The organism is Halobacillus naozhouensis, from assembly GCF_029714185.1.
Taxonomy (GTDB): domain Bacteria; phylum Bacillota; class Bacilli; order Bacillales; family Halobacillaceae; genus Halobacillus_A; species Halobacillus_A naozhouensis.
In genome coordinates, this window is record NZ_CP121671.1 from 2,770,688 (window position 1) to 2,788,503 (window position 17,816).

The window sequence follows — 17,816 nt, forward strand, 5'->3', positions numbered from 1 at the left end:
GTATCTATACAGAAGCCGTGGTGTGTAAATTAGAACATTTGATATCCGTGTTTTCTAAGTAATTTGATGACAATACCTGCTCCAATGGTTCCAGCAAAGCCACAAAGAAGAATAGTAATATCAACAGCTTGAAGTTTGACTATCTGATCAAAAACAGTTCCAAAAGCTTCAGAAGTTTCAGTAAAATATCGACCTATTTCAAAATTATCTACGATGAGTAAGACAATGGCAGGATAGACAATAGCCATAATCCAGGATGATCGTAGAATCATGTTAATTAAGAAAGAGATCCCAAAAAACAACACAAAAAACAATAACATGGATACAACAAACTGAACAATATTCAAAATAAATCCCCCTAATTAAAAGCGCAAGAGCGATCGTGCATAAAAATTATATATTCTCGGCTTTAAAAAAGCAAAGACAGCTGACCTGCCTTTGCTTTTACTTATCAAACTTATTTAAAGAGATTAAGCTTTCCTTTTTTAAGAAGAAGCCCGATGCCACCCAGTTTAAGAAGATAACGATTATCAATCACTTTCTTCATTGCTGAAGCAGACCATCCAAATAGTTTCTTATCATCGAACACGACACCAATCGCATCACTATGACCGAGTGAAGCAACCGTACCTTGGATCTTAGGAGTGAACGACTCTAGATGGTTATCGCCTTGCACTAATTTCGTAAGGCTTGCTGCTGTGTGTTCAGCCATTTGAATAGCAATTTGTGCTGTTGGAGGGTACGGACGTTCTGTTTCCTCATTCATAATTACCGCGCAGTCACCAACGATGAAGACATCATCATAATTAGGAGCACGTAGGTCATCACGAACTGGAATTCGACCACGATTTGTTTCAAATCCAGCGTCAACAATTAAGGAATTCCCTTGAACACCAGCTGCCCACACAACCGTATTCGTAGCAATCTCTTCTCGCTTTTCATCTTTTTCAAATATCAGTTTATCTTCAGTAACTTCCTTGATCATCGCACCGATTTTAAATTCTACACCGCGTGCTTCAAGAGAATTCATTGCATATTCCACTAATTCAGGATCGAAGCCTGGAAGCGCAGTTGGTGCAGCTTCAACGTTTATAATACGTACCTTTTCTCGAGGAATATCATATTCCTTACAGAGTTCCGGAACTCTGTTCGCAAGTTCACCAACAAATTCAATTCCAGTGAATCCAGCCCCGCCGACAACAAGATTTAAACGCTCTTCTTTCTTGTCTGCCTCATTGTTGTATTTAGCAAAGTTGTATTCAATATGTTGACGAATGAGTCGTGCACTATTAATACTGCTAATTGTAAACGCATTTTCTTTAAGACCGGAAATTCCAAACGTTGCAGCTTCAAAGCCAAGACCGACTACTAAATAATCATAAGAAAGTTCCCCATTTTCCAGTGTAACCTTCTTTTCATCGGGTCTTACTTTCGTTACAGTATCTTGAACAAAATTAATTTTGCTAGTGTCAATAAGCTCGTTAATCTGGATCCTCGTCTTATCATGGTGCAGCGTGCCAGCAGCATTTTCATGCAGCCATGTCGTTTGGTAATGATAGTTATGCTTGTTCACTAAAGTAATGTTCGCTTCGTTCACGTTTAAGCTTTTTTGAAGCTTAACCGCTGTCATAATTCCACCGTATCCGGCTCCAATGATCACGATATTAGGGTTATTCATGATTATCACTTCCATCTCGAGATTTTTAACCACTTTCTGGCCTACATCTTAAATATCGTTCTTTGTGACTCGTTTCACACAATCCAACATAAAAAAAAGCCCGTCGATTCTTATTTAGTTTTGTCATAAAATCGTAAAATGTTTTCTGATTTTATCTTAGACCTTTTCCTTTCTATTTTCAACCCTTGAGTAATTTTCCGAAAGTTCCTAACCTTTATGACTTTATACTAATCAATGCAAATCAATAGAAATGCCAATAAAATTCATTTTATGATAGAATAAAAAAAGTGTCATTTTATCAAGAGGAGGCAATCTTAATGGATGATAAAGTTTATGATATAACCATCATCGGCGGAGGTCCCGTCGGTTTATTTACTGCATTCTATGGTGGCATGCGTCAAGCTAGCGTTAAGATAATAGAGAGTTTACCTCATTTGGGTGGGCAGCTTACGGCACTATACCCTGAGAAATATATATTCGATGTAGCCGGGTTTCCACGGGTTCGGGCACAAGAGCTTGTTGATAACTTGGAGGAACAAGCATTGGCATTTGATCCTGCGATCGCTTTGGATCAAGCAGTTGAGACAGTTGAACGTCTTGAAGATGGCTCTTTCAAGCTGACAACAAATTCTGAAGCACACTATACACGCACACTTATTATCACTGCCGGCAACGGGGCTTTTCAACCACGAAGACTGAAGATTGACGACACGGAGCGATTCGAAGAGACTAACTTACATTATCACGTTAATGATATGAATCATTTTGCTGACAAAAATGTCATGATTTGCGGTGGAGGAGATTCAGCAGTGGATTGGGCATTAATGCTTGAACCTGTCGCGAAGCAGGTTTCACTTGTTCATCGTCGTGATAAATTCCGTGCCCATGAACATAGTGTCGAGCAGCTGATGAACTCTAGTGTCAAATTGATGACGCCTTTCACACCCGAAAAAATGATTGGGGAAGCTCGGATCAACCAGGTGGAGCTTCATGAAGTTAAAGGCGATCGGGTAGAAACGGTCGACGTTGATGAAGTAGTTGTGAACTACGGCTTTATCTCATCCCTAGGTCCCATTAAAAATTGGGAACTGGAAATCGAGAAAAACAGTATTGTGGTGAATTCTAAAATGGAAACTAATATTGAGGGAATTTATGCAGCGGGTGATATTTGCACCTATCCTGGAAAAGTGAAGCTGATTGCTTCCGGTTTTGGGGAAGGACCCACTGCCGTAAACAACGCGAAAGCTTATTTAGACCCAAGTGCGCGGGTACAACCTAAGCATTCTACAAGCATGTTTTCCTAACTTGTAGGCTGCGAAAAGCTATCTTCAGGTCATTAACTGAAGATAGCTTTTTTTCTTTGAAGAGGTCATGGAGTGGGATTGCACAGAAAAGCAAAATAATTGCACATAAATTTGATTAATTGAATATAACTTTAATTATTCGCTTATAAAAACTATTGGGTCATTTTCCACGCTACAAAAAATCCTTCTTCACATTCGATAGAACGTAAAGAAGGATGATCAGCTATTAGCAATTAGGATCAGGTGTTCCAGCATTTGTTGCTGTTTTAAAGGAAGATCCGCAGCCGCATGATACAATGGCGTTCGGATTATCAATTGTAAACCCGCCGCCCATCATATTTTGTTTAAAATCAATCGTTGTGCCTTCAATGATCGGAATATCTTGATTATGGATGACAACAGGGATGCCGTCTAAAACCATAGTCTTGTCTAACTCTTCATTTATTTCATCTTCGAAGCCCATCGCATAAGACAATCCACTACAGCCCCCACCTTTTATTCCAAAACGAAGGTGTACGTCCCCTGACTCTTCTTCCTTCATCATTTCTTTTATTCGATGGTTAGCTGCTTCCGTGATATTAAGAATCATCTGGAGCCTCTCCTTTCATATCATTATAATTAGTATACTAAAATGACACGACCCTGATCAAATATCCGCTACGCTATCAAAAAACCCCTTTATGAAAAAGATCATAAAAGGATTTTCACGGGCAGCATGACACCTTTAAAATAGGGGATTTTCTTCCAGGTGCTGATAAATATTTTGCACTAACTCTTCAGGTGTGTCCGCCATTACGCGGTCGCCATTTACCAGGGCATACAGTCCTTGTGAACAAATGCCGCACTGGCTGAGGCAACCATATTCTATAACATCAAGATCCGGGTCTTTTTCAAGCTCTTCCATAGCTTCATCAGCCCCGCTGATTAAATTATTTACACAAAACTCAATAATTGGATTCATCCGCTTCACCTCTTCATCCTGGATGAAACCCCGCTAGAATATAATCCTACCACATTATTAAATAAAAAGACACCATCAAACCTACTGATAGACAGGCTTAAGAGATCCCTTACAACCCATGTTGTTCAAGCACGGAATAAACAGATTTCAAGCGCGGAATTCCTTCCCCAGCCACTTCTCCGTTTACGACGATTAACGGATAGAAAAGCTCGTCATTTAAGACTTGCTGTACAAATTCTTGATCTGTTTTATGATGATGTTGTGAGTAGATATCTACATAATTAAAATCCACATGTCCTTGTCCATACTTTCGTGTAATAGCTGCCTCCAGCCATTCAAACGTTTCTTTTGATCCTGGTGCATTGACACAGCTGGCACACCTTTCTTCCGCACCGTACACTGTTAAGTAAATTTTTTGATCACTCATTTACGCCCCTCCATCTCAATGTTGTTCGTATATAACCATTTTACAAAAGAAGATAAAAAAGATAAAATGAAAGTAGTTCTCAATTGAATTATATTTTGAAGAGACATCCATAGATTTTTAGTTCATTCCGTTTTATAATGAGGATATTGAAAGGGGAAGATCGAACATGGAAGCACAAGTTCAAGAAGTACTCAATAAACTTCGCCCATTTTTACTACGTGATGGAGGAGATGTAGAATTAGTGGACGTTGAAGATGGCATTGTCCGTCTTCGTTTAATGGGAGCATGCGGGAATTGCCCAAGTTCTACCATTACGCTTAAAGCAGGGATTGAGCGTGCACTTTCTCAAGAGGTTCCTGGAATTTATGAAGTGGAACAAGTATTTTAATTAATTGACAGGTGTTAGCTGAAGAGGATAAAGCATTTCGATGCAGTACATCCCATTTTGATTAAGTCCGTACATAATTATGTACGGACTTAGTTGTTTTTCTAATCAACTGCTGTCATCGGGCCATTGCCTTCAAGTACTTGAAGAATGTTATTAAGACTTAACTCCATCATTTGATATCTGGTTTCAAGACTTGCTGAGCCAATGTGAGGCAGACAAGTCACTTCTTTAAGCGTTAAAAGCGGGTGATCAGCAGATATCGGTTCATCCTCAAATACATCAAGCCCCGCTCCTCTAATTTCACCAGACTTTACTGCTTCGTAAAGGGCCATTTCATCCATTACTTTTCCTCTGGATGCATTAATAAAAATAGCTTCGTCTTTCATATGGCTAAAAACATTCGCATTAAACAAATGATGCGTCTCGTCTGTCAATGGAACTAAGGAAACAACAAAATCAGCCGAACTGATAAGCTGGTCAAAACTGACATAGTTCAGCCCCAATTCTTCTTCAGCTTTTTGCTTTCGGGTTCTATTATGATAGATCACATTCATATCGAAACCTCTAGCCCGCTTAGCCACAACTTCACCTATTCTCCCCATGCCGACAATTCCTATAGTTTTATGATGAATATCTGAACCAGCAAGTAATAGGGGTGACCAATGCTCCCACTCTCCTTTTTTGACCATATCAGCGGCTTCGAGAATCCTTCTCGCTGTGGTCATTAATAGAGCAAAAGTTAAATCAGCCGTTGTATCTGTCAATACATCTGGCGTATTAGTAACCGTTATTCTATGTTTTTTAGCCGATTCGATATCAATATTGTCAAAACCTACCGCCAAATTAGCAACCACCTTCAAGGTATCCGTCTGGCTTAGTATCGTCTCGTCAATAGGATCACTCAGCATCGTTACCAGTCCTTCGGCTTTCTTGGATTCCTCTAACAACTTTTTATAAGGTACTGATTCTTCTGCGCTGTCCCACATGTTGATGTTCAATTTTTCCCTAAATGAATCAACAACATCATCAGGCAGTTTTCTAGTGATATAAACATAAGGCTTCGTCACTTTTATCCCTTCCTCTCTTTCATCCTTGTAGAATTTATTATAAACGAAAATAAGCAGTAAAACATATGATGGAATGCCTAACAGAAATTTTTGATATAATGCAGTTATGCCCAATCTTTTTTCCATAAGACAGAAACATCTATTGTGCTGTAACTACATGCAAGGAGGTCGATAATCATGAGTGGAGAAAATCGAACAATGACTGTATTAGAGAAAAAAGCAAGAGAATGGCTGATTGAAAGAGGTGTAACTGTCGACGATATGGCTGAACTTGTCCATTATCTTCAATCGAAATACCATCCTAAACTAACCATGGAGGAGTGTCGCTTTAACGTTAATCAAGTACTTAAAAAGCGGGAAGTGCAAAATGCGATCGTCACAGGGATACAACTCGATGTGCTCGCTGAACAAAAAAAGCTTGAAGAACCGCTTCAATCCACCATTGAAGTGGATGAAGGGTTATATGGGGTAGATGAAATCATCGCCTTTTCTATTGTAAATGTTTATGGATCCATTGGTTTCACAAATTATGGGTATATTGATAAACAGAAGCCCGGAATCCTTAAGGCCCTGAATGATAAATCCTCCGGTAATTGTCATACCTTCTTAGACGACATCGTTGGAGCCATTGCAGCGGCTGCCTCAAGCAGACTTGCCCACAGTGCGGTTGGCGAAGCAGAAGAAGAATAAATAAGAGTAAAGTCACGCTACGTGCGTGGCTTTTTTTAATTTTTCTGAAACCTTGCGGCCTTTTTATTCGTTATATCATATAATAGTTATAATGACTTTGGAAAGGGATGGGGTAATGGCACGTTTAAAGAGAAGTTGGATATGGATTGGCCCTTTAATAATTCTGCTTGTTGGTGTTTTCATCCTGTTTGTTGAAAATTACCAGGAAGTAACTGGACCTCCGAGTGAAGAATGGAGTCGGGAAATTGAACTAGGAACCCTTTCTTCAAACATTCAACCACACGTATCAGAAATGAGTAATAGCACGCTATCCATTTCATATGCAACGAAAAAAGGGGTACAACAGAAAATACTTAGTGATACCAATCAAGTAATTGCGAAGCATACATACGATATTCCTTATAATAAATGGACAGAAACATATGTAAAGAATGACCATGTACTTTATTTTGATTACTATGCGATTTATGATGGGAAAACAAAGGAAAAAATCACCGACGCTTCTCGTTTCATTCCATTAAAAAATAACGTAGTCTATCAACAAGGATTGGAAATTTTCATCATGAATCCTGAAACTAAAACTTCTTCTTCATTACTAACTTTACCAGACGATAATGTTGAATTCAGTATGTATGAAGCTGACTCTCAGATCTATTTAATGACACAGAAAACAGATACTTCAGGGATTGACATCACTTTTTATCAGGTAAAACAAACCACAGTTTCTAAACTGGCAGAAACACAATTCCAGACAAAGCCATCAGAGGTTGCGAAGTCTATTCAGTTCACGATAGAAGATCATCAGTATTCGCTCTTCCTCCAAACATTCCAGAAACAAAGTATGTCCGGCAAACCAGTTTCTCACTATTATTACTCTAAACAACCCTTAGATGAGAAGCCACAGTTAGAATCGATTACGTTTTCAGATCCAGCGGCAAACCAGGCGCTGTCAGAAATCTCGGACTTCGAAATAGGGACCGAAAATGGGCAAACAGTTCTTTTGTTTAAAGGATATGGATTTACGAAAACAGGCTACCGGGAAGATGGTCAGTTCAACATTTATCAAGCCATAATAAACGAACAAGGTAAATCAACCACTACACGGTTGAGTAATACACCTGATTCCTCCTCCCAGCCGGAACGAATCAATGAAGACGCAATCATTTGGGTGGACGGACAGGGCGATACAAACCGCCTGCTGCTTGCATCATCCCATCCTGAGGTTATTGAACAAGCTCAGCAGGTTTCCGGGGAATATCTTCTCGGCGCATTAGGAAAAACAGTAGGAATGCTTTCATATAGCTTTTTTGCAGTTATTGTGGGGCTCATTTGGTATATATGGCCATTGATTTTCCTTGCTGTTATGATGTTTAGTTCAAACAAGGCCTATGATAAAGATCAGGAATGGGTATTCTTCTTAGGGGCCTTCATCTACCTCGGAGCAGCCATTCTTTTTAAAGATCGTATTTACACACCTTCCCTCTTATCACGTGCTCCTGAGTATTTAAGTTTTACAGGGAGTTCCATTGTCTACACCCTTGTATTTGCCTTGGTCATCTATGCTATTATGCAACTGAGTAAAAGAGATTGGTCGATTACAGTACGTCTTAGTTACTTTGTCGGTGTTCATCTTCTGTTCGTCACGATATTTTATGGACCCTACCTTATCTAATAAAAGGAGATGTCCCAAATCCCCTCAGGTCATCTTTTTCGTTTAGACTGTTCTCAAAAGGAGTGGCTGCATCCTCTGCAAGCCACTCCTTTTGCCAGACTGAACATTATTTTTTTATAACACCCTAATAGTGTAGTGGATGATTTGTTTGTAAGCCTGTCCTGTCTGTCCCTTTCCATTCCATTAGCAACAGACTGACTTATCCCTTTTTATCTTTTTAACCACTCATATAAGTCCTTCATTTTGTAGGTTGGCTGTTTCACGCTATATTGAATGTCCTTAAAAGAAGTAACACCCGTTTCAACCATCAGTGTATCAAGACCTGCATTTATTCCTGCCAGAATATCTGTCTCATAATTATCACCAACCATGAGGACATCTTTTTTTTCTAAGCCAGCTTTATCCAAAGCTTGCTCCATCGCAATCGCTTCCGGTTTACCAACGAAGATTGGTTTTGCCCCTGTGCTGACAGCCACTACTGAAGTTAACGCTCCATTTCCCGGAAGCATTCCTCTATCTGTTGGAATGGCAGCATCCTTGTTCGTACTTATTAACTTCGCGCCATTTCGAACATTTAAACAGGCTTTGGCAAGCTTTTCATAGGAAATATTGCGATCAATACCTATAATCACATAATCTGCTCCATGATCCACCGCTTCATGCCCCTCTTTCTCCAGGGCATCATAAAGGCCTTCCTCTCCAATCACATATACCTTTGCTTGTGTTTTTATTGAAGAGACATACTTTGCTGTCGCCAGACTTGACGTAAACACTTGATCGCCTGTAGCAGGGATGCCCATATCATTCAACTTCTTAGCAACCTGCTCAGGTTTAGCCGATGAATTATTCGTCAAATATATAAAGGGAATCGATTGTCCCTGTACAAACTTAACAAACTCTGCAGCTCCGGGAATTGGGTCTTTTCCTCTATACATGGTTCCATCTAAATCGATAAAATAAGCCTTGTATTGTTTCATTGATTTGCACACCTGCTCTCACATATTACTCCGATATTTTTTGAATTCTATTCGTTTGAGAAAGCACTGACAGGACCTAACTCGTCATTCAAATACTTACGAACACGGTCTGGAAAATGACTAAGCGATTCACTATTTCGATCCCAACTATGCATGATTGCTTCATGGTCAACCTTTAAATAATGCTGAACAACCATTTTACGAAGTCTGATTATTTCTTTATAGGCGTTTAATTCCTCTTCAGGAAGCACCTTTTCATCCGTTAAAATATCAATAATATCCTCATAGCTTCCTGGATCACGCATTATAAAGCCATCAATCATTTGATTTCCGACATCAATGATTATTTCCACACAAAGATGTGTCACCCTTTCTAAGCCTAAATAGTCGCTAAATGTTTGAAATGTTTGCTTCTTTTGTTCCGCTAATAATGTGTCCATATATAACAATAATTCTTCAATTTTTTTTCGATCCACAAAATACATGATTTTTCCTCCTTGTAACACTCTTTCACTTTAAATAGAATAACACAATTATCTTTTCATGAGATATTAGGATGTATATTTACGTTTTCATACGAATTCTGCTATAGTATATAGTGGAATTAAACGAATCGGAGGCGAACTTATTGGATAGAGAACTCGCATTAGAACTAGTACGTGTAACAGAGGCAGCAGCTATTGCTTCCGCCCAATGGATGGGCCGCGGTGATAAAATGAACGCAGATGATGCGGCTACAACAGCAATGAGAACTATTTTTGATTCTGTTTCGATGGACGGTGTTGTTGTCATCGGTGAAGGCGAATTAGACGAAGCCCCTATGCTTTACATTGGTGAAGAACTTGGGGATAAGGCAGGGCCTAAAGTTGATATCGCTGTTGATCCTTTAGAAGGTACTAATATTGTAGCAAAGGGTCATAATAATGCCATGGCAGTTATTGCAGCAGCCGAACGCGGCACCTTGCTTCATGCTCCTGATATGTACATGGACAAAATAGCAGCAGGTAAAAAGGCTAAAGGTCTCATACATATCGACGATCCTATAGAACGAACCATTGATATCGTTGCTAGAGCAAATAATAAACGTATTGAAGATCTAACTGTTATTATTCAAGAACGCGAACGCCATCAGGAAATCATCGATCGCATCATTAAAAAAGGTGCCCGTGTAAAGCTCTTTGGTGACGGAGACGTTGGTGCTTCGATTGCAACATGTCTGCCCCAAACAGGTGTCGACCTTTTTGTAGGGACTGGAGGTGCACCTGAGGGTGTCATATCTGCTGCTGCGATCAAAAGCCTTGGCGGTGATATGCAAGCCAGACTTGTCCCTCAGAATGAAGAAGAATCACAGCGCTGCCAGACAATGGGACTTGAAGACCCCCTTCAGCACCTTACTTTAAATGATCTAGTCCGAGGTGATGATGCAATCTTCGCAGCTACGGGTGTAACAGAAGGTGAACTGCTAAACGGCGTGAAGTTTCTTGGCGGCGACCTCGTTGAAACGGACTCAATTGTAATGCGAGCCAAAACACGTACAGTCCGTTTTATTAAAGCTAACCACCACCTGGACCATAAGCCACATCTAAAGTTTGAAAAATAGGAGCTGACGTTATGAGTGATGATCAACTCATCAAGGATGTTACAGAACATTCAACAACCCGCTTCGTAGTGTTTGTTGTCGGGGGGCACCTATATGAATTAGCCTTCCTTCACACAGAGCACTATCCTGACCAAACCATGGTTTTAGACCTTAATAAGAACAGATTCGGTCTTATAGATCACGAAACCCTGGATAGACCAAACTATCTTGAACATGTTTTTCAAATTAATGAGATTGATGCAGAAAAACTTAGAGCACGGTTACACGAACTTATTTAATCGTTTTAAAAAAACCGGCATGGTTTCTACACCTTGCCGGTTTTTTGATTTACTTGACTACTTTTTTCAACACAAAGTACGCACAGCCAAAGTTGCAATATTCATATAAATAATCTTCTAGCGTACTTATTTTTGTTTCAAAAGTGGCTTTAGCATTTTGATCATCGTAAAAACCTTTAAGACGAAGCTGACCGTAGCCCCAATCCCCTACTATAAAGTCATATTTACTTAAAATATCACTAAAACGACCTTCTAATTCTTCCTCACTGAAGCCATCCCGATAATTCTCGACGACTTCATATGTTTTCCCAAATAGTTCAATCACTCGGATCACCTCATACCTTATCATTAGTGTATCATATTTAAAATCAGTGGTGATAATACAACTACAAAAATTTTGTATCATTCCTTAAAAAAAGTCCAACCTAAAAGTAAGTTGTCATATGAACAGGAGGATTTAACATGAAAAATTATAGATTATTTACCCTTATAATGGGGCTGACTTTCCTGCTATTAGCCGGTTGTACGGAAGCTCAACAAGAAGAAGCAAGAGACCAGGGAACGGATGAGGCCTTACATCGAAATGAAATGGACGACTATAACGACCGTCCCATGGAAGGACAAGTAGGTTACGTTCGTTACGAAAAAGATCAACTTGACCAAGATGCTGAACAAAATCAGAACTTTAAAGTCAATAAAGAAAAAGTGGCAGATATGATTTCACGTATGATTCTCAAATACGAAGAATTTGAAGACGTAGCGACTCTCGTTACTGATGAAGAAGTTCTTGTTGCTTATCAGGCACCGGACGGACAAGATCGCGAGCTATCAGCAGATATGGTTAAAAAAACAGCCTATTCATTAGTTCCAAGTTTTTACCATGTATATATCTCTGATAATCCCTCTGCATTTGGCGATATCCAAAGCTTAAGTAACTCGACAGTTTATGATGATCAATATAATGAAGTGATCGATAACATTATTCAAAAAATGAAGGAAGCCCCTCAGGGTAAAGACGAACCGTCCGAAAATACTGACGCGTCCTAACCCTTTCCCTAACTTTACCAAGCATAAGAGCCTTATAGGAAAGAAAGGCTAACTGTACCAATTTATTTGAAGGTGAATATAAATGAACATTCGTTCTAAAGTACTTTTAACCATCATGATTACAGCTGTCTGTCAGTTATTTACCATGTACAATGTTTCAGCTAGCGAAGAGTCTGAACGCATGTCCCTTTACAAAAAAACATCTGCTGTCACCAATATTCCATGGTATTACTTTGCCGCTATTGATCAATACGAACGTCAAATACACGATGAGATACCTGAAGGAAGAGTAACAGCAATTCAGCCAGATCCATTATTTTGGAGAGGAGTCAATGAACCTTCGATGTTTTTCCCAGATGGATGGGGAGCCAGCGGAAACGATGACGCGAAAGCTGAGATGACAAATGATGAAGATATTCTTTGGTCTTTAGGTAATTATATAAAGTCATATGGAACCACTAAAGATGATATAAGAATAGCATTATGGAATTATTATAAACGTGATTTAACCGTCCAAACCATTATGAATACTGCTCAAGTATTTAAAAAGTTCCAAACTGTTTCACTGACGGATCGGGACTTCCCTCTGCCCTTGGAAGCCAATTACAGTTACAACAATACATGGGGAGATGTGCGAGGATTTGGAGGAAGGCGAATCCATGAAGGAACTGACATCTTTGCGAACTATGGAGTTCCTGTAAAGTCCACCACATATGGAGTGGTTGAAATGAAAGGCTGGAATAAGTACGGTGGATGGAGAATTGGAATTAGGGATATTTATAATATTTACCATTATTATGCCCATTTAAATGGGTTTAAAGATGGAATCAAAGTGGGAGACGTAGTGAAGCCCGGAGATGTGATAGGAAGTGTCGGGGCTACCGGTTATGGACCTCCTGGCACCTCAGGAAAATTCCCACCCCACCTCCATTACGGCATGTACAAAGATAATGGAGAACACGAATGGTCCTTTGACCCTTATCCTTATTTGAAGAAGTGGGAAAAATTAGCCCGGAAATCACAATAGAAAGACGCAGGAAGTTGAACGTGGAACTACCACAACTACTCGCGACACAAAGGAAAGCCCGGGTGCCTCTCGTAAGACGAGAAAACATCGGGCTTTTTCCTTCTAGCTTTGAGATTTAGATTTTTTTACTGCATTCGTTATACTAAGTGCCAGGCCGCCCCAAATTATAACTATAGTGATAATAAACATAACGATAGCCATTAGCGAGCAACCTCCTTCTTCTCTTTATTTGACTGCTGCTCCAGTTCATTGTTAGGCCATTTTTTAATGGACATTAATGCCCCGACAAAAATGGCTCCAATGGCAACAATCCACCCAAAGTTAAATAAGAAATCAATTGGATAACCTCCGTATGCAGCTGATAGTTCAGAGCGTAAGTTTTGCAGCAGCATGTAGCCAAGTACTATTGGTGTGATGATCCCTAAACAAACTCGCCACCAGGTACCTAATCTAATATCAGAAATATCGTTAGCATGAGACTGGAAACCTTTAAGTCCTTTAGCAAACCAGGCTAAGGCCACAACTTCGAACAAGCCTGCCATTGCTACCCCATAGCTGTTAATGAAATGATCGACAGTATCTAATAGGTTCAGTCCGCCTCTTGTTGCGTAAAGTAAAGAAATTAGAGCAGAAAGCCCGCCCCCGATGGCAATTGATTTGCCTCGTGAAATATTGAATTTCTCGGATACGGCTGCAACGTACGTTTCAGTAATAGAAATAAGAGAAGACAATCCAGCCAATACTAAAGTTGCAAAAAATAGAAAACCGAAGATTCTTGGAATTCCAGGAATTTGGCTAACAATTTCCGGGAATACCATGAAGGCAAGTCCTACTCCTCCTACACCTTTTTCAGCCGCTAGCTGACTGACGGATGTATCATAGGTAAAAGCCATAAAACCAATTGCAGCAAATACCCCAATTCCCGCCAGGATTTCAAAGGAAGAGTTGGCAAACCCGGTAATAAATGCATTATTCGTTATATCAGATTTCTTAGGAAGATAGGAAGCATATGTCACCATAATAGCAAAAGCAATTGATAAACTGAAGAAAATTTGTCCATATGCTGCTACCCAAACCTGTGGATCTGCAATACTTGACCAATCAGGCGTAAAGAATGCTGAGAGACCGTCTGCAGCTCCCGGCAAAGTTACTGCTCGGATAACCATTATCGTAAACAAGATAACTAAAGTAGGAATAAAAAATTTGTTTGCTCTTTCGATTCCTTTCTTAACACCTTTAGAAAGAACTCCCAATGTAATAACCCAGACAACTAACAGCGGAAGTAATATTTTTGGTACTAGGCCTCCAAATGTCCCTGGATCTGTAAGTGTTAAAAAGTCTCCTACAAAAAAGCTGGTAGGATCATCGCCCCATGTTAAACCAAAGGAATAATATGCATACATAATTGCCCAGGCAATAATCACAGCGTAATAAGTAGAAATAATGAAAGCAATCGTTACTTGCCACCAGCCTATCCATTCGAACCCTTTTCGGACCCTGCCAAGAGACTTAGGAGCCGAACCACGGTGCTTATGGCCTACCGTGTACTCCAAAATTAGTAACGGTATACCTGCTGTTAACAATGCAAACAGATAAGGAATAATAAATGCGCCGCCTCCACTTTCATAGGCTGTGGCGGGGAAGCGCCAGATGTTCCCTAAACCAATTGCCGAACCCATGGCAGCAAACAAAAAACCTGCCCGTGACCCCCATTGTGATCGATTTTCCATGTGAAAAGACCTCCCTTTCATAATCAGAATCCTTTCTCTATACTTGTATGTGACAAGCATGGAAAAGAGAATCTTTATAATTTTTATTTTTTTCTGATTATTTATACTTAGATTATAACCATACTGTTGATTAGATGTCAAAGCAATATTTTGGTACCAATTATCTTTAAAACCCTCTTTTAATCCTTATTTTGTAAGTGAAACAAAAAAGAGAGGCGCGTTTAAGCACCTCTCTCACAAGTATATTTTACCTAGTACCATAGTCTTTTGATAAAGCAAAATGGACAATCGCGGCTAGTACCGCAGTGATAATAAGCGTAATTATGAATGCCCATATTAATTGTCCTGTATAACCTAACAGTAAATAGCCAACTCCTGCAGCTAATGCAGCTATAAAGGCGTAAGGCAATTGTGTTAGTACATGATCGATATGGTTGGAGCCAGCACCTGTTGAAGACAGGATCGTCGTGTCCGAAATAGGTGAGCAGTGATCTCCAAATACAGAACCTGCCAGCACAGCAGATAAAGCAGGTATGACCAGGCTCACATCAATCCCCGCAGCAATCTGGCCTGCTATCGGCAGCATGATACCAAACGTACCCCATGATGTCCCTGTAGCTAAAGCCATGAATCCTGCCACAATGAAAATTAGAAATGGAAGTAAAGATACGCTAATTGACGCCTGGTTCACAAAACTGACCAGATACTCTCCTGTCCCAAGCTGATTGATTATATCTCCGATCATCCAGGCGAAAAGGAGAATATACACGGCAGGCAACATCGCCTTTATTCCTTCCACAAATACATGATTCATACCTGATTTAGGTTCAGGCTGCTTAATATAAAGGAATAGTGCCAAAATTACTGATAATAATCCACCTATAAATAATGAAATGTTTACATTTGTATTAGCAAATATACTTAATAAGTCCACGGACGCTGGTGAATTTCTTATACCGGTTATCATCATGGACGTAACTGTACCCACAATTAATACTGCAATCGGCCAAATAAGATGAGACATCTTTCCATGATTATGCTCTGAAAATTCATCATTTAAATCCCCGGGAACATCATCTTTTCTTTCAGGGTCAATGAGTTCACCTGTTTGAACCGCCCTGCGTTCGTGCTTACGCATCGGGCCAATGTCTACTTTCATAAATACGGTAAGAAAAACAAGAAGTAATGCTGCAAAAACATAGAAGTTGTAAGGAATCATTCTGACGAAAGCTTCAAACGCTTGATAATTGGCAATTTCGTTTGCAGCTAGAATACTTCCGATTGTTCCGATAATATAAGCGCCCCAGCTTGAAATGGGCGAAATCACAGTTACCGGTGCCGATGTTGAGTCTATATAGTATGCCAGCTTGGCCCTGGAAATTTTGTGGCGGTCTGTAACAGGCCTGGCCACCTGGCCAACAGCAAGGGCATTAAAATAATCATCAATAAAAATAATAATTCCTAACAAGACAGGAACAAGCTTTGCCCCTTTTCGAGTTTTAATACGGTTCACAGCCCATTTACCAAAGGCTCTGCTGCTTCCAGAGGCTGTCATAAAGGCTGTAGCAATTCCGAGTAATAGTAAAAATGCTAATAAATAAATATTGCCTGTATTGAGAGCCCCTTCGCTATAAAAAATCGTAGCGAAAACGCTCCAAATCAATTGGATTCCTTCCACAATATTTAATTGTGTCAACATAAATGCTCCGACAAGGATGCCTGCAGCTAGTGATAATATGACTTTTCTCGTTACAATTACAAGCCCAAGCATTAGCAATGGTGGAATTAATGAGTAAATGGTTCCTTCCAAGATCGTCCCCTCCGTTATCTTAAGATGGTCTTTCGGTGCCTGCGGGGTTCCACTGGAGATAAAAATTGAGGAATATAAAATAGCAATAAAAACACAAAAAAGACAATGATAGAAAATAATCTACCATTGCCCTATTAGCAACTTGATTATCCTCCATTTCGATCAGTAGCGCCCCATACACCAAGAAAAGCATGCACGAGAGTGTATTTCTTATTCAGATATACACCAGATTAAAGCAGATTGACAGCTACATTAAACTTCGGCAGGACTCCCCTTTCTTCGTGTGATCATCGTTGTCATTCTCCCACAGAATACTAATAAAGCCTGCGCCTCTACCTCACCGATCTGATAAGGTCACGCATATTTAGTTCCTACACAGTTTATCAGGAACTTACCTTTATTGCAAGGGGTCCATTGGGATAGAGAAGGTTGGAGACTCATTGTTCCCGTCTTCATTATAAAATTCAGGCACTTCACCCATAACCATGCGAGTATCTATCGGAATTTTATTGGATACTACCGTAGGTTCTGAAGAAAAAGGGATGACCACTCGCAAGCTAACTTTATAATGAATCCATAATTGAAAATGTGCAGAGTTAATTCCATATTCGGTAATTTCATTTTTAAATTGTGTTTGAACATCTCCAATCACCTGTAACTGAACTGGTACCTCAGGCCCCAAGTTTGATAGAAGTGTGTTGTTTGTTGCCAGTCCTATTGGTACTCGAATTAAAGTCACTGGTTCTACACTCGGATCCCCTTCTTGCGGCTCAAGATCCGCTTCTAATGTTACATCCATGGGCAGATCATTTTGTTCCATTCGTCTAAGAAAATGCTGTACTCTAATAGTGGTATCCCTTAAAGCTTTGTTCACAACGAGAGAATTCCAGCCCATTGAAACTATGTTTCCTTCATCATCTTTTTCAATCTCCACCAAGTCGTCGTAATTTATACCCTCGGAGATTTGCCTGCTGACCGCTTCGTTAATAGCAACCCTCGCCAATTGATGGGCTTTAGTATTTGCAATATCTTGTATGGCTGGTGTGATTCCTTTGTCAATTAGCCACAGGCATGAACCAGTGATGATCAGAAAACAAATAAATGTAATAAGGATCCTCTTCCCGATTGAGGGTGGATTCGCTTTCTTTTTTCTCATAAAA

Annotated in this window: 21 protein-coding genes and 1 riboswitch; of the genes, 8 read left to right on the forward strand and 13 right to left on the reverse strand. The window is 39.8% G+C overall.

Translation table 11 applies throughout. The features are described 5' to 3' along the window. Window positions 1–29 precede the first annotated feature (29 nt). Complete coding sequence (locus P9989_RS14515) at window positions 30–347, reverse strand: YuiB family protein (RefSeq protein ID WP_283075593.1); 318 nt, start codon at window positions 345–347, stop codon at window positions 30–32. A 110-nt stretch (window positions 348–457) separates the two neighbouring features. Continuing rightward, window positions 458–1,678 carry an NAD(P)/FAD-dependent oxidoreductase gene (locus P9989_RS14520; RefSeq protein ID WP_283078934.1) on the reverse strand — a complete coding sequence of 407 codons (1,221 nt, stop codon included), beginning with the start codon at window positions 1,676–1,678 and terminating at the stop codon, window positions 458–460. A 311-nt stretch (window positions 1,679–1,989) separates the two neighbouring features. Here P9989_RS14520 and P9989_RS14525 point away from each other — a divergent pair, with 311 nt between their 5' ends. Further along, complete coding sequence (locus P9989_RS14525; RefSeq protein WP_283078935.1) at window positions 1,990–2,982, forward strand: NAD(P)/FAD-dependent oxidoreductase; 993 nt, start codon at window positions 1,990–1,992, stop codon at window positions 2,980–2,982. Window positions 2,983–3,208: 226 nt separating this feature from the next. On the opposite strand, the gene P9989_RS14530 is transcribed toward P9989_RS14525, so the two are convergent. From P9989_RS14530 to P9989_RS14540, 3 genes are all read right to left on the reverse strand, one after another. Beyond that, the gene (locus tag P9989_RS14530; protein ID WP_283075594.1) at window positions 3,209–3,571 is read right to left on the reverse strand and encodes a HesB/IscA family protein; all 363 of its coding nucleotides are present in this window, start codon (window positions 3,569–3,571) and stop codon (window positions 3,209–3,211) included. Window positions 3,572–3,706: 135 nt separating this feature from the next. Beyond that, complete coding sequence (locus tag P9989_RS14535) at window positions 3,707–3,943, reverse strand: YuzB family protein (protein ID WP_079526908.1); 237 nt, start codon at window positions 3,941–3,943, stop codon at window positions 3,707–3,709. Between the two features lie 109 nt (window positions 3,944–4,052). Beyond that, window positions 4,053–4,370, reverse strand: coding sequence for a YuzD family protein (locus P9989_RS14540; RefSeq protein WP_283075595.1), 318 nt, complete (start codon window positions 4,368–4,370; stop codon window positions 4,053–4,055). Window positions 4,371–4,536: 166 nt separating this feature from the next. Between P9989_RS14540 and P9989_RS14545 the strand changes: the two genes are divergently transcribed. Next, window positions 4,537–4,758, forward strand: a complete 222-nt coding sequence (locus P9989_RS14545) for a NifU family protein (RefSeq protein WP_283075596.1) — start codon at window positions 4,537–4,539, stop codon at window positions 4,756–4,758. 101 nt (window positions 4,759–4,859) lie between these two features. Here P9989_RS14545 and P9989_RS14550 read toward each other — a convergent pair whose 3' ends face one another. Continuing rightward, window positions 4,860–5,825: a 2-hydroxyacid dehydrogenase gene (locus P9989_RS14550; RefSeq protein WP_283078936.1), complete on the reverse strand. Its 966-nt coding sequence runs from the start codon at window positions 5,823–5,825 to the stop codon at window positions 4,860–4,862. A 177-nt stretch (window positions 5,826–6,002) separates the two neighbouring features. On the opposite strand from P9989_RS14550, the gene P9989_RS14555 reads away from it, so the two are divergent. Together P9989_RS14555 and P9989_RS14560 are read left to right on the forward strand one after the other, a co-directional pair. Then, window positions 6,003–6,515: a phosphatidylglycerophosphatase A family protein gene (locus P9989_RS14555; RefSeq protein WP_283075597.1), complete on the forward strand. Its 513-nt coding sequence runs from the start codon at window positions 6,003–6,005 to the stop codon at window positions 6,513–6,515. A 115-nt stretch (window positions 6,516–6,630) separates the two neighbouring features. Then, window positions 6,631–8,187 (forward strand): hypothetical protein, encoded by a 1,557-nt coding sequence (locus P9989_RS14560; protein ID WP_283075598.1) that lies wholly within the window; start codon window positions 6,631–6,633, stop codon window positions 8,185–8,187. A gap of 209 nt (window positions 8,188–8,396) precedes the next feature. Here P9989_RS14560 and P9989_RS14565 read toward each other — a convergent pair whose 3' ends face one another. Together P9989_RS14565 and P9989_RS14570 are read right to left on the reverse strand one after the other, a co-directional pair. Continuing rightward, window positions 8,397–9,164 carry a TIGR01457 family HAD-type hydrolase gene (locus tag P9989_RS14565; RefSeq protein ID WP_283075599.1) on the reverse strand — a complete coding sequence of 256 codons (768 nt, stop codon included), beginning with the start codon at window positions 9,162–9,164 and terminating at the stop codon, window positions 8,397–8,399. 47 nt (window positions 9,165–9,211) lie between these two features. Next, window positions 9,212–9,649: a DUF86 domain-containing protein gene (locus P9989_RS14570; RefSeq protein WP_283075600.1), complete on the reverse strand. Its 438-nt coding sequence runs from the start codon at window positions 9,647–9,649 to the stop codon at window positions 9,212–9,214. A gap of 143 nt (window positions 9,650–9,792) precedes the next feature. On the opposite strand from P9989_RS14570, the gene glpX reads away from it, so the two are divergent. Together glpX and P9989_RS14580 are read left to right on the forward strand one after the other, a co-directional pair. Beyond that, window positions 9,793–10,764 (forward strand): class II fructose-bisphosphatase, encoded by a 972-nt coding sequence (gene glpX / locus P9989_RS14575; RefSeq protein WP_283075601.1) that lies wholly within the window; start codon window positions 9,793–9,795, stop codon window positions 10,762–10,764. Between the two features lie 11 nt (window positions 10,765–10,775). After that, complete coding sequence (locus P9989_RS14580) at window positions 10,776–11,042, forward strand: DUF3055 domain-containing protein (protein ID WP_283075602.1); 267 nt, start codon at window positions 10,776–10,778, stop codon at window positions 11,040–11,042. Between the two features lie 49 nt (window positions 11,043–11,091). Here P9989_RS14580 and P9989_RS14585 read toward each other — a convergent pair whose 3' ends face one another. After that, window positions 11,092–11,391 (reverse strand): YutD family protein, encoded by a 300-nt coding sequence (locus tag P9989_RS14585; RefSeq protein WP_283078937.1) that lies wholly within the window; start codon window positions 11,389–11,391, stop codon window positions 11,092–11,094. 113 nt (window positions 11,392–11,504) lie between these two features. On the opposite strand from P9989_RS14585, the gene P9989_RS14590 reads away from it, so the two are divergent. Then, window positions 11,505–12,089: a YhcN/YlaJ family sporulation lipoprotein gene (locus tag P9989_RS14590; protein ID WP_283075603.1), complete on the forward strand. Its 585-nt coding sequence runs from the start codon at window positions 11,505–11,507 to the stop codon at window positions 12,087–12,089. Window positions 12,090–12,204: 115 nt separating this feature from the next. Continuing rightward, complete coding sequence (locus P9989_RS14595) at window positions 12,205–13,116, forward strand: M23 family metallopeptidase (protein ID WP_428841955.1); 912 nt, start codon at window positions 12,205–12,207, stop codon at window positions 13,114–13,116. A gap of 102 nt (window positions 13,117–13,218) precedes the next feature. Here the strand turns inward: P9989_RS14595 and P9989_RS14600 are convergent, their stop codons facing one another. From P9989_RS14600 to yunB, 4 genes are all read right to left on the reverse strand, one after another. After that, window positions 13,219–13,317 carry a methionine/alanine import family NSS transporter small subunit gene (locus tag P9989_RS14600; RefSeq protein ID WP_346274859.1) on the reverse strand — a complete coding sequence of 33 codons (99 nt, stop codon included), beginning with the start codon at window positions 13,315–13,317 and terminating at the stop codon, window positions 13,219–13,221. After that, entirely contained in the window at window positions 13,317–14,846 is a 1,530-nt protein-coding gene (locus P9989_RS14605; RefSeq protein ID WP_283075604.1) for a sodium-dependent transporter, read from the reverse strand. The genes P9989_RS14600 and P9989_RS14605 overlap by 1 nt, the downstream gene beginning before the upstream one ends. Before the next feature lie 247 nt (window positions 14,847–15,093). After that, window positions 15,094–16,656: a Na+/H+ antiporter NhaC family protein gene (locus P9989_RS14610; protein WP_283075605.1), complete on the reverse strand. Its 1,563-nt coding sequence runs from the start codon at window positions 16,654–16,656 to the stop codon at window positions 15,094–15,096. A 158-nt stretch (window positions 16,657–16,814) separates the two neighbouring features. Further along, window positions 16,815–16,999: riboswitch (Lysine riboswitch) on the reverse strand. Between the two features lie 54 nt (window positions 17,000–17,053). Continuing rightward, complete coding sequence (yunB, locus tag P9989_RS14615) at window positions 17,054–17,812, reverse strand: sporulation protein YunB (protein ID WP_283075606.1); 759 nt, start codon at window positions 17,810–17,812, stop codon at window positions 17,054–17,056. Between the last annotated feature and the right edge of the window lie 4 nt (window positions 17,813–17,816).

Bases quoted from the DNA above. Each gene is read 5' to 3' on its own strand.
- P9989_RS14590 (WP_283075603.1), top strand. From the start codon at position 11,505: ATGAAAAATTATAGATTATTTACCCTTATAATGGGGCTGACTTTCCTG.
- P9989_RS14540 (WP_283075595.1), bottom strand. From the start codon at position 4,370: ATGAGTGATCAAAAAATTTACTTAACAGTGTACGGTGCGGAAGAAAGG.
- yunB (WP_283075606.1), bottom strand. From the start codon at position 17,812: ATGAGAAAAAAGAAAGCGAATCCACCCTCAATCGGGAAGAGGATCCTT.
- P9989_RS14545 (WP_283075596.1), top strand. From the start codon at position 4,537: ATGGAAGCACAAGTTCAAGAAGTACTCAATAAACTTCGCCCATTTTTA.
- P9989_RS14520 (WP_283078934.1), bottom strand. From the start codon at position 1,678: ATGAATAACCCTAATATCGTGATCATTGGAGCCGGATACGGTGGAATT.
- P9989_RS14585 (WP_283078937.1), bottom strand. From the start codon at position 11,391: ATGATAAGGTATGAGGTGATCCGAGTGATTGAACTATTTGGGAAAACA.
- P9989_RS14595 (WP_428841955.1), top strand. From the start codon at position 12,205: ATGATTACAGCTGTCTGTCAGTTATTTACCATGTACAATGTTTCAGCT.
- P9989_RS14605 (WP_283075604.1), bottom strand. From the start codon at position 14,846: ATGGAAAATCGATCACAATGGGGGTCACGGGCAGGTTTTTTGTTTGCT.
- P9989_RS14600 (WP_346274859.1), bottom strand. From the start codon at position 13,317: ATGGCTATCGTTATGTTTATTATCACTATAGTTATAATTTGGGGCGGC.
- P9989_RS14560 (WP_283075598.1), top strand. From the start codon at position 6,631: ATGGCACGTTTAAAGAGAAGTTGGATATGGATTGGCCCTTTAATAATT.
- P9989_RS14555 (WP_283075597.1), top strand. From the start codon at position 6,003: ATGAGTGGAGAAAATCGAACAATGACTGTATTAGAGAAAAAAGCAAGA.
- P9989_RS14580 (WP_283075602.1), top strand. From the start codon at position 10,776: ATGAGTGATGATCAACTCATCAAGGATGTTACAGAACATTCAACAACC.
- P9989_RS14535 (WP_079526908.1), bottom strand. From the start codon at position 3,943: ATGAATCCAATTATTGAGTTTTGTGTAAATAATTTAATCAGCGGGGCT.
- P9989_RS14565 (WP_283075599.1), bottom strand. From the start codon at position 9,164: ATGAAACAATACAAGGCTTATTTTATCGATTTAGATGGAACCATGTAT.
- P9989_RS14530 (WP_283075594.1), bottom strand. From the start codon at position 3,571: ATGATTCTTAATATCACGGAAGCAGCTAACCATCGAATAAAAGAAATG.
- P9989_RS14570 (WP_283075600.1), bottom strand. From the start codon at position 9,649: ATGTATTTTGTGGATCGAAAAAAAATTGAAGAATTATTGTTATATATG.